The 10132-nt window shown below is 68.4% G+C and carries 13 protein-coding genes; 10 read left to right on the forward strand and 3 right to left on the reverse strand.

The window, feature by feature from the left end; all coding sequences use genetic code 11:
• Positions 1–14: 14 nt before the first annotated feature.
• From rpmE to prmC, 3 genes are all read left to right on the forward strand, one after another.
• Entirely contained in the window at positions 15–221 is a 207-nt protein-coding gene (gene rpmE / locus VFF46_RS01295; protein ID WP_209693871.1) for a 50S ribosomal protein L31, read from the forward strand.
• Positions 222–309: 88 nt separating this feature from the next.
• Entirely contained in the window at positions 310–1386 is a 1077-nt protein-coding gene (gene prfA, locus VFF46_RS01300) for a peptide chain release factor 1 (protein ID WP_325035104.1), read from the forward strand.
• Positions 1387–1595: 209 nt separating this feature from the next.
• Positions 1596–2417, forward strand: coding sequence for a peptide chain release factor N(5)-glutamine methyltransferase (gene prmC, locus VFF46_RS01305; protein ID WP_325035105.1), 822 nt, complete (start codon positions 1596–1598; stop codon positions 2415–2417).
• 64 nt (positions 2418–2481) lie between these two features.
• On the opposite strand, the gene VFF46_RS01310 is transcribed toward prmC, so the two are convergent.
• The 3 genes from VFF46_RS01310 to VFF46_RS01320 all read right to left on the reverse strand — a co-directional run bounded on the left by VFF46_RS01310 (position 2482) and on the right by VFF46_RS01320 (position 5319).
• Complete coding sequence (locus VFF46_RS01310; protein ID WP_325035106.1) at positions 2482–3333, reverse strand: endonuclease/exonuclease/phosphatase family protein; 852 nt, start codon at positions 3331–3333, stop codon at positions 2482–2484.
• Positions 3330–4097 (reverse strand): hypothetical protein, encoded by a 768-nt coding sequence (locus tag VFF46_RS01315; protein ID WP_325035107.1) that lies wholly within the window; start codon positions 4095–4097, stop codon positions 3330–3332. Before VFF46_RS01315 ends, VFF46_RS01310 begins: the two co-directional genes overlap by 4 nt.
• 196 nt (positions 4098–4293) lie before the next feature.
• A complete protein-coding gene (locus VFF46_RS01320) occupies positions 4294–5319 on the reverse strand; it encodes an adenosine deaminase (RefSeq protein ID WP_325035108.1) in 1026 nt (341 codons plus the stop codon).
• Positions 5320–5428: 109 nt separating this feature from the next.
• Between VFF46_RS01320 and VFF46_RS01325 the strand changes: the two genes are divergently transcribed.
• The 7 genes from VFF46_RS01325 to VFF46_RS01355 all read left to right on the forward strand — a co-directional run.
• A complete protein-coding gene (locus VFF46_RS01325; RefSeq protein WP_325035109.1) occupies positions 5429–6250 on the forward strand; it encodes an L-threonylcarbamoyladenylate synthase in 822 nt (273 codons plus the stop codon).
• Positions 6250–7368: an MraY family glycosyltransferase gene (locus VFF46_RS01330; protein ID WP_325035110.1), complete on the forward strand. Its 1119-nt coding sequence runs from the start codon at positions 6250–6252 to the stop codon at positions 7366–7368. The genes VFF46_RS01325 and VFF46_RS01330 overlap by 1 nt, the downstream gene beginning before the upstream one ends.
• 204 nt (positions 7369–7572) lie before the next feature.
• On the forward strand, positions 7573–8037 hold the full coding sequence (locus VFF46_RS01335) for a hypothetical protein (RefSeq protein WP_325035111.1): 465 nt from the start codon (positions 7573–7575) through the stop codon (positions 8035–8037).
• A gap of 90 nt (positions 8038–8127) precedes the next feature.
• Positions 8128–8343, forward strand: a complete 216-nt coding sequence (locus tag VFF46_RS01340) for a hypothetical protein (protein WP_325035112.1) — start codon at positions 8128–8130, stop codon at positions 8341–8343.
• A gap of 109 nt (positions 8344–8452) precedes the next feature.
• Positions 8453–9235: a F0F1 ATP synthase subunit A gene (gene atpB, locus VFF46_RS01345; protein ID WP_325035113.1), complete on the forward strand. Its 783-nt coding sequence runs from the start codon at positions 8453–8455 to the stop codon at positions 9233–9235.
• 87 nt (positions 9236–9322) lie between these two features.
• Entirely contained in the window at positions 9323–9553 is a 231-nt protein-coding gene (gene atpE / locus VFF46_RS01350) for an ATP synthase F0 subunit C (RefSeq protein ID WP_325035114.1), read from the forward strand.
• Positions 9554–9583: 30 nt separating this feature from the next.
• On the forward strand, positions 9584–10132 hold a 549-nt coding region (locus tag VFF46_RS01355), incomplete at its 3' end, for a F0F1 ATP synthase subunit B (protein ID WP_325035115.1).

Consider the following 10132-nt stretch of genomic DNA (forward strand, 5'->3'; position numbering starts at 1 on the left):
CCTAGGAGACTGTCTTGAAGAGCGACATCCACCCGACGTACGTGGAGACCACGGTGACCTGCACCTGTGGCGCCACGTTCACCACGCGCTCGACCGCGGAGAACGGCGTCATCCACGCCGACGTGTGCTCGCAGTGCCACCCCTTCTACACCGGTAAGCAGAAGATCCTCGACACCGGTGGTCGCGTCGCCCGCTTCGAGAAGCGGTACGCCAAGAAGTAGCTTTTGCACCGCGCGCCGGTCTCGCCTGTCAGGGCGGGGCCGGCGCGCGGTTTGTCATATCCGGGATGGTTGGAGGGAGGAGTGCGGCATGTTCGAGGCAGTGGAGACGCTGAAGGCGGAGTACGCCGAGCTGGAACGGCAGCTGGCGGAGCCGGAGCTGCACTCCGACCAGGCCAACGCCCGGCGGGTCGGCAAGCGGTACGCCGCGCTGGCGCCGGTGGTCCGGACGTACGACGAGTGGCTGCAGACCGGGGACGACATCGAGGCGGCTCGTGAGCTCGCTGCGGAGGATCCGGCGTTCGCCGAGGAGGCCACCCGGCTGACGGCCCGTCGTGAGGAGCTCGCCGAGCGGCTGCAGACATTGCTGGTGCCGCGGGACCCCAACGACGACAAGGACGCGATCCTCGAAATCAAGGCCGGCGAAGGCGGCGACGAGTCGGCGCTGTTCGCGGGCGACCTGCTGAAGATGTACCTGAAGTACGCCGAGTCGCAGAACTGGAAGACCGAGGTGCTCGACTCGGCCGAGTCCGACCTGGGCGGGTACAAGTCGATCACGGTCGCGGTGAAGGCGAAAGGTACGCCGGAGCCGGGCGATGCGCCGTACGCGAAGCTGAAGTTCGAGGGCGGCGTGCACCGGGTGCAGCGGGTGCCGGTGACCGAGTCGCAGGGCCGGATCCACACGTCCGCGGCCGGCGTACTGGTGCTGCCGGAGGCCGAGGACGTCGACGTCGAGATCGACCCGAACGACCTGCGGATCGACGTGTTCCGGTCGTCCGGTCCGGGCGGGCAGAGCGTGAACACCACCGACTCCGCCGTACGCATCACGCACCTGCCGACCGGCATCGTGGTGTCGATGCAGAACGAGAAGTCCCAGCTGCAGAACCGCGAGCAGGCGATGCGGGTACTGCGGGCCCGGTTGCTGGCCGCGGCGCAGGAGGCCGCCGACCAGGAGGCGTCCGACGCCCGCCGCTCGCAGATCCGCACGGTCGACCGCTCGGAGCGGGTCCGCACGTACAACTTCCCCGAGAACCGCTTCTCCGACCACCGCGTCGGCTACAAGGCCCACAACCTCGACCAGGTCCTCGGCGGAGACCTCGAACCCGTCATCAAAGCCCTCACCGAAGCCGACCTGACCGCCCGCCTCGAGTCCGTCGATTCCCAGTGAGCACCAAAGACCCCCGCCCCCTCGCTCCGCTCGGGGGCGGGGGGATAGTAGAGACCCCCTCCCAGGACGTTCCTGCGGCGGGCGCTACCTCGTCTGATAGCACGCGTGGCGCAAACCCGCCGGGTCGTGCGAGCGGCGCCCCCGCGCCGGGTGCGAGCGGCGCCCCCGCGCCGGGTGGTGTGGGTGGCGGTGCCGCGCGGGGTGGTGGAGTGCGGGAAGTTGTGGCGGGGGCGGCGGCGCGGTTGCGGGCGGCTGGGGTTGCTTCGCCGGAGTTTGATGCTGCTGAGTTGATGGCGTTCGTAACCGGGGCCAGTCGGTTGCATTTGGTTGAGCCGTCGGTGGAGCAGCGGGAGCGGTTTGAGGAGCTGGTTGGGCGGCGGGCGGGGCGGGAGCCGTTGCAGCACCTGACCGGTACGGCGGGGTTTCGGTATCGGGAGCTTGTGGTCGGGCCGGGGGTTTTCGTGCCGCGGCCGGAGACCGAGGTGATGGTCGGGTGGATGCTCGAGCGGATCGCCGGCGTGAAGAATCCGCTGGTGGTCGACCTGTGCTCCGGCTCCGGTGCGATCGCCGGTGCTGTGGCGACCGAGCGGCCCGACAGCATCGTGCACGCGGTCGAACTGTCACCTGAGGCATGCGTCTGGGCTCGGCGGAACCTGGACGGCACCGGCGCGATCCTGCACGAGGGGGATATCGACGGGTGTCTGCCGGAGTTCGACGGGCAGGTGGACGCGGTGATCTCGAACCCGCCGTACATCCCGCTGACCGCCTGGGAGTCCGTCACGACCGAGGTCCGCGACCACGACCCGGCGCTCGCGCTGTGGTCCGGCGACGACGGCCTCGACGAGATCAAGGTGGTCGCCACCACCGCCGCCCGCCTGCTCAAACCCGGCGGCTGGTTCGCCTGCGAACACGCCGACGTACAAGGTGAATCCGCCCCCGCGGTCTTCACCGCCACCGCCCTGTTCACCGAGGTCCGCGACCAGTTGGACCTGTCCGGCCGCCACCGCTTCACCACCGGCCGCCGCATCTGACCACCCCGAGGGACGACGGCGTCGTCCGCGAGGTCGTCGCCGGCTTCATAGACTTCTGAGGACGTCAACGCCCGAAGTCGCGACGCCGCGCTGGCGGCTTGGAGAGCCCACGAACACGGCCGGCGGCCACCGGCGCGGCCTCCCGCCGGGCAAGCCGGCAACCGACCGGAAAATGGTCGGCCCCCGGCACCCGAACCACCTCGACTCCCCGGCCAACGAGGTCGGGAGTGCAGAACAACCGATCGATCGACCGCCCGTCGGGCGTCGTCGCGGGCGGCGGGTCACCGAACGCGTCCACCAACCCGAGCCGCTCACCGAAGAACTCCCGCGGATTCGGCATGTTCAAATCACCCGCGACGACCCCCGTCCGCACACCCCGCGCCGCCAGCGCCTCCTGCAGGTACGCGGCCAGCTGTACGCCGTACTCGCGCCCCGCCCCCTCCTGATACGTGTACTCAACCCCGTCCGCACTCCGGAACATGTGCAGCGGACACACCTGCCCGCCAACGATGTTCAACCCGAAGCTGGTCCGCGCGACCACGAACCCCTTCGGGTGCGGATCCATCGGAGCCCCCGTCCGCCAATGCAGGTAGTCGATCGACGGATTCGGCAGGTCGATCCGCTCCAGCTCGGTCAGCTGGTACGTCGAAACGATCCCGACGCCCAGCCGCTCCACACCCGGAATGTGCGAGTCCGAGAACTCCTGCGCCGCGTACGACAACGACCGTCCGGGCATCGCCGCCGCGCCCAGCCGTTCCAGCTGGTCACCCGTGGTGTCCAGCTCCGTGACGATCAGTACGTCGGGCCGCAGCCCGGCGAGCGCCCGCCCGAAGTCCGCCGTCCGGTCCTCTGCCGCGTAGCCGTCCGGCCCGACCAGCCGGCCGCCGGCGACGTTCGCGAACGCGATCGAGATCACTCGTACACCACCAGCTCCGGCCGTGGCTTCAGCGCGAGCACCTGCGGCGGCGTCATCAGCGGACCGTGCCGTGTGTCCTCGGTGTAGAACAGCTTGAACCCGGCGTGTACGCCCGACGGCAGGTGCGTGGTGAGCTTCGTCCAGGTCTTGAGCTTGTCCTTGCGGGCGCCGATGCCGTCGACCGACTTGATCGTCACCACCCCGGGATGCGTCTTCAGCGCGGCCTCGTCGCTGACGATCTTCGTCGACAACTGGTGGAACACGAACACCTTCTCAGGCAGGTGCTGCGCCGTCACCAGCCCAGACAAGTACGCCGCGATGCTGTCCAGCTCGGCGCCCGTGGTGTGCCCGAACACTCTGCCCGGTACCTGCGTCGGCCCGACGGCCCACTCGGGATCGAACGCCAGCCCGACGTCCGGCTCCTTCAGCCACCGCTCAAGCCGCCGTACCTCGGGCAGGATCTTCGCCCGTCCGGGCTGGATGTCCAGCAGCAACAGCATCCTGTGCTTACGTGCCACCGTCAGGTACTGCTCGATCTTGGAGTCAGGCAGCCGCCCGCGGTACATCCCGTCCTTACCGCGCGAGCCCCGGGCCACCACGGTGATCAGCTCCAGCACAGGCTGCGGCGTACGCCCGGCCGCATACGCACGCGACAGGGTCTCCAGCTTGGCGGCCTTGGCGTCCAGGTCCTTGTCCAGCGGCCCGAGCGCGGGAGAGCCCGGCAGACCGACGTACGCGACCAGCTGGTACTTCGGGAACAACACCCGCCCGCCCCTCGGCAGCCCGTCAGGTGCCGAGGGGAGGGCAGGCGTAGAGCTGGTAGCCGGCGGAGGCGCTGCAGCCGGTGCCGGTTTGTCGCTGCAGGCCGTCAGGGCCAGCAGTACGACGGCTACTACCGCACAGACTCTCCGCATCGGCCCAGCCAACCACATGTCACCTCAGTGACCCGGTCGCCGTCGGCTACACCGCGTTCTTGCTCACGTAGGCGTCGATCTCGGACACCAGGGCGGTCTTCACCGAGTCCTCGGCGAACGACTCGCGGACGGCGACCTTCGCCAGTTCGCCGACGCCGGCTTCGTCCAGGTCGAGCAGCCGGGCCGCGACCGCGTACTCGTTGGTCAGGTCGGTGCCGAACATCGGCGGGTCGTCGGAGTTGATCGTCACCACCAGGCCGGCGTCGACCATCGCGCGCAGCGGGTGTACGTCGTACGACTCGACCGCCCGGGTGGCGATGTTGGACGTCGGGCTGACCTCCAGCGGGATCCGGTGCTCGCCCAGGTAGTCGACCAGCGCCGGGTCCTGCATCGCCGACGTACCGTGGCCGATCCGCTCGGCCTTCAGCACCCGGAGCGCGTCCCAGATGGTCTGCGGGCCGGTCGTCTCACCCGCGTGCGGCAGGCTGTGCAGCCCGGCCGCGACGGCTGCCTCGAAGTGCGGCTGGAACTGCGGCCGCGGTACGCCGATCTCCGGGCCGCCGAGCCCGAACCCGATCAACCCCTCCGGGCGGACCTTGGTCGCGATCCGCAGGGTCTCGTCGGCGCCGGGGATGCCGTCCTCGCCGGAGATGTCGAAGATCCACCGCAGGACCAGGCCGAACTCCTTCTCGGCCGCCACTCGCGCGTCCTCGATCGCCTCGCAGAACGCCTCGGCCGGGATCCCGCGGACCACCGAGGTGTACGGCGTGACGGTCAGCTCGGCGTACCGCAGGCTCTGCTGCTCCGACATCTCGCGGGCGATCTCGTAGGTCAGCAGCCGGACGTCCTCGGGCGTCCTGATCAGCTCGACGACGGACAGATAGATGTCGATGAAGTGGGCGAAGTCGCTGAACTTGAAGTACTCGGCCAGCGCGGCCGGATCGGCCGGCACCGGGGAATTGGGGTGCCGGGCGGCGAGCTCGGCGACGATCCGCGGTGACGCGGACCCGACGTGGTGGACATGCAGTTCGGCCTTCGGCAATCCGGCGAGGAACTCACGCGAGACAGTCATGTCCGGGATCCTAGAGAGGAGTACGCCGGTTCGGCGCGGAAGCTGACAACGGATTGTCAGCAATGACCCGGCTATCGGCGGGGGCCGGGTGAGTGGCACGATTCACTCCGTGAGTGAGCGCTTCGACTTCACCGGGGACGAACTGGCACCGGCGTACCGCGCAGCGGTGGACGCCATCGAGGCCGGCGACCTGGTCGTGCTGCCGACCGACACCGTCTACGGCCTTGCCGCCGACGCCTTCAAGGCGGACGCCGTGCAACGGCTGATGGACGCCAAGGGCCGGGGCCGGGACATGCCGCCGCCGGTGCTGATCTCGGTGGTGGAGTCGCTGGACGCGCTCGCCACCGACGTACCGGACGCCGGGCGGAAGCTCTGCGAGGAGTTCTGGCCCGGCCCGCTGACGGTGATCTGCCACGCGCAGAGCTCGCTGATGTGGGACCTGGGGGAGACCCAGGGCACGGTCGCGCTCCGGGTGCCGGACCACGAGAACACCCGCGAACTGCTGTCCCGGACCGGGCCGCTCGCGGTCAGCTCGGCGAACACCTCCGGCCGGCCGGCCGCGCTGGACGTGTACGACGCCGAGGAACAGCTCGGCGAGTCGGTCGCCGTGTACCTGGACGGAGACCGGGTGACCGGCGGGCAGCCGTCCACGATCGTCGACATCACCGGCGAGACGCCCCGCGTACTGCGCGTAGGCGCCCTGTCTCTCGAACAGCTCCGCGCTGTCGCCCCTGACCTGATCTCCGAGGACGAGCCCGCCCCCGCCCCGACCGACGAGAAGCCCGCCGACGAAAAGCTCACCGACGAGAAGCCTGCCGACGAAAAGCCTGCCGACGAGAAGCCGGGCGAGGCGAAGCCAACCGATGAGCCTGCCGAAGCGTCCAACAAGGGCGAGGAGAAGCCCGATTCCGATGTGAGGCCTGCGGACTAGTGCGCGAGTACCTGCTGGTCCTGTTCGTGGCGATGGCCACGACCTTCCTGCTGACCGGCGTCGCCCGGCAGATCGCGCTGCGGTACGGCGCGGTCGCCAAGGTCCGGGCCCGGGACGTGCACAAGGTGCCGATCCCGTACTTCGGCGGCCTGTCGATCCTCGGCGGCCTGATCGCGGCGTACGCGGTCGCCTCGAACCTGCCGTTCCTCGGCAACAGCCTGCAGGTCGCGCACGACGCCCGCGCGATCCTGGTCGGCGGCGTGGTGATCTGCGCGGTCGGCGTGGTCGACGACCTGTACGAGCTGGATGCGATCACCAAGCTGGCCGGCGAGGTGCTCGCGGTCGGCGTACTCGTGGTCCAAGGCATCCAGTTGTACTGGCTGCCGCTGCCCGGCGGCGTGATCTCGCCGTCGCCCGCGCAGCTCGCCGTACTCACCGCGGGCATCCTGCTGGTGTCCTGCAACGCGGTGAACTTCGTCGACGGCCTGGACGGTCTGGCGGCCGGGGTGACCGCGATCGGCGCGACCGCGTTCTTCGCGTACTCGTACCTGCTGAACTTCCACGAGAACCTGGACCGCGCGACCACCTCGACGCTGATCACGGTCTCGCTGGCCGGCGCGTGCCTGGGCTTCCTGCCGCACAACTTCTTCCCCGCAAGGGTTTTCATGGGCGACTCCGGTGCCCTGCTGATCGGCCTGATGCTGGCCGCGTCGACGATCAGCCTGACCGGCCAGATGGACCCGAACGCGGTCCCGTACGAGGTCGGCGGCTCCAGCCTGCTGCCCGCCCTCCTGCCGTTGGTGCTCCCAATCGCCATCCTCGCGATCCCGGCGCTGGACCTGACGCTCGCGTACATCCGCCGTACCAAGGCCGGCCGTTCACCGTTCGCAGCCGACAAGCAGCACCTGCACCACCGCCTCATGCAACGCGGCCACTCGCACCGCCGCGCCGTGCTCTTGATGTACCTGTGGACCGCCTTGATCGCGTACGGCGTGGTGGTCCTCGGCCTGGTCCTGTACTGGTGGACGGCGCTGATCGTGTTCGCCGTCGCGGTGACCGCGGTACTGCTCACGACGGGTCTTCCGGGCCGTCGCCGGAAACCGCTCGCCAAAGTCTGAGCGCCGGCTGAGAGGGACCAGACCACCGGTCGGTGTGGCCTACCGATAAGGTGTGGCTGTACAGCGGCAGGGGGCTCGTTTTGCTGACCGTGCAGACTTTGTGCTAGTTTTCACAAGCACCAGCAAAGAACAGCGACACCCCTGACCCCGCCCACCCGACGAGTTGGCCGCGAGACCAGCACGCCAGCAGGACGGAACCACCAGATGGCTCCTACGGCCCACAGCCAGAAGATCGCCGGACAAGCGACCAAGCACCCGGCGCTGGCAATGCTGCGCGGCGCATTGGTCGCCGCCCTTGTCGTCGGCGTGAACGCGGCCGCCGTGTCGACCGTCGCGGCCGGTCTGCCGGGTCTCTGGGGAGCGCTCCTCGGACTGCTGATGGTGGTCGTCTTCTCCGGTGCCGGCCTGTTCGCCCTGCATCTGTCCCGCCGCTCCACGCCGACGATGCAGCTGGCGATCGCGATGGCGTCGTACACCGGCCGGATCGCTGTGTTCGGCGGCCTGCTGGCGGTGGCGCTGAGCTCGGACTCCCTGGCCAAGCACGTGAATCTGACCGTGCTCGGAGTGGTCGCCGTGGTGGTCGTGATGGGCTGGATGGCCGGCGAGATCTGGTCCTGGTCGCGGCTCCGGGTGCCGATCTACGACCTCGACAACGAGGTGACCGCATGAGCACCGTCGGTAACGTTTCGCCTGCTGTGGTGGAGATTACTGGTGCCGGTGTGACCGGATGTGTCGCCAACTGGTACGTTTCGGGTGCCAATGAGCGAGAATCAGGATCCGAAGCCATCACCCCCGAATTCGGGCGACGGCTGGCGGGTCCTGTCCTACTTGATCGGAGGTGTCCTCGTCTACGGGGGCATCGGGTTCGGGTTGGACCGCCTGTTCGGCACTCAGTTCCTGGTTGTGGTGGGCGTCGTGCTCGGCGCCGGCCTCAGCATCTTGATGTTGCACTTCCGGTACGGGTCGCGGTCCTGACGAAGGGCCAGGCCCTTACCGGGTCTGACGTTGTTGACCGCCATGCCCTGAGCCGCCCTGCCCTTTGCTACAAGGCGTCCGACTTGAGCACGACGCGAGAGGAGACCCGGTGATTGCCGGCGTTTCGACCGAGTTCACCCCACCCGGTCCAGAAAGCTTCAATCTCCCGCCGATCATCCCCGGCGTGGACTGGTTCACCAAGCCCGTCCTGGTGGCCGCGTTGTCCGTCGTGGTGATCGTCTGGTTCTTCTGGGGTGCGTCCCGCAAGGCCGCCGTGGTGCCGAGCAAGCTGCAGTTCACCGGCGAGCTCGCGTACAACTTCGTGCGCAACTCGATCGCCCGCGACGCGATCGGCAGCCAGGAGTACATGAAGTACGTGCCGTACCTGTGCGGCCTGTTCTTCTTCATGCTGCTGAACAACCTGGCCGGCTCGATCCCGCTGATCCAGTTCCCGACCTTCAGCCACGCCGGCTGGGCGTACGTCGCGGCCGTGATGAGCTGGGTGATCTACAACTTCGTCGGTATCCGGAAGCACGGCGCCTGGGGCTACTTCAAGCACCAGACGATGCCGGCCGGCGTGCCGGTCTGGCTGATGCCGCTGATGATCCCGATCGAGTTCATCTCGAACATCCTGGTCCGGCCGATCTCGCTGAGCCTGCGGTTGTTCGCGAACATGTTCGCCGGCCACATCCTGCTGGGCGTCTTCGTCCTCGGCGGTGAGTACCTGGTGTTCGAGTCCGGCAAGGTGTTCTACGCCGGCGTCGGCATCGTCACGTTCCTGATGGGCTTCGCGATCGCCGGCCTCGAGGTGTTCGTGCAGGCCATCCAGGCGTACATCTTCGTCGTGCTGACCGCGCAGTACATCGGCAGCGCGATCGCCGAAGACCACTGAGCCCCACCGAAACCGCAGTACCCCTAGACCCGCAGTAAACGGAAATCCCGGATAGGCCCCTATCCGCACCCGAAAGGAAACACCGCAATGTCGAGCATCGCTCTCGCAATCAGCGGCAATATCGCCATCCTCGGCTACGGTCTCGCCGCGATCGGCCCGGGCGTCGGCGTCGGTCTGATCTTCGCCGCGGTGATCAACGGCACCGCGCGGCAGCCGGAGGCGCAGAACAAGCTGCAGTCGATCGCCTGGATCGGCTTCGGCGTCACCGAGGTTCTGGCGATCATCGGTATCGCGCTCGCGTTCGTCTTCAAGAGCTGACCGTTTCTTACTGACTGACAGGACTCAGATATGACGACGCTGGTGCTACCACTCGAAGCGGCTCCCAGTCCGCTGCTGCCGCACACCGCCGAGATCATCTTCGGCTTCGTCTTCCTGGTCCTGCTGGCCATCGCCTTCGCCAAGGTTGTCGTACCGAAGTTCGAGAAGGCGTACGCCGATCGGACCGCGGCGATCGAAGGCGGGATGAACGAGGCCAAGCAGGCCCAGGCCGAGGCGAAGGCGGCTTTGGAGAAGTACAACGCGCAGCTGGCCGAAGCCCGGCAGGAAGCTGCGAAGATCCGCGAGGACGCCCGTGAGCAGGGTGCGGTGATCATCGCGGAGATGCGTGAGCAGGCGAACGCCGAGGCCGAGCGGATCGTCACGCACGCGCGGGCCCAGATCGACGCCGAGCGGGCGCAGGCGGTGACCTCGCTGCGTGCGGAGGTCGGCACCATGGCGACCACGCTGGCCGGCCGGATCGTCGGTGAGTCGCTCGAGGACGAGGCCCGGCAGCGCCGGACCGTCGAGCGCTTCCTGAGCGAGCTGGAAGAGTCCGAGTCCGCCCGTCAGGCTGTCGGA

Source organism: Kribbella sp. (assembly GCF_035655035.1).
Classification (GTDB): Bacteria; Actinomycetota; Actinomycetes; order Propionibacteriales; family Kribbellaceae; genus Kribbella.

Coding starts and splice junctions, on each gene's coding strand:
- prfA (WP_325035104.1), top strand. CDS start 310: ATGTTCGAGGCAGTGGAGACGCTGAAGGCGGAGTACGCCGAGCTGGAA.
- VFF46_RS01320 (WP_325035108.1), bottom strand. CDS start 5,319: ATGACTGTCTCGCGTGAGTTCCTCGCCGGATTGCCGAAGGCCGAACTG.
- VFF46_RS01335 (WP_325035111.1), top strand. CDS start 7,573: ATGGCTCCTACGGCCCACAGCCAGAAGATCGCCGGACAAGCGACCAAG.
- VFF46_RS01340 (WP_325035112.1), top strand. CDS start 8,128: ATGAGCGAGAATCAGGATCCGAAGCCATCACCCCCGAATTCGGGCGAC.
- atpE (WP_325035114.1), top strand. CDS start 9,323: ATGTCGAGCATCGCTCTCGCAATCAGCGGCAATATCGCCATCCTCGGC.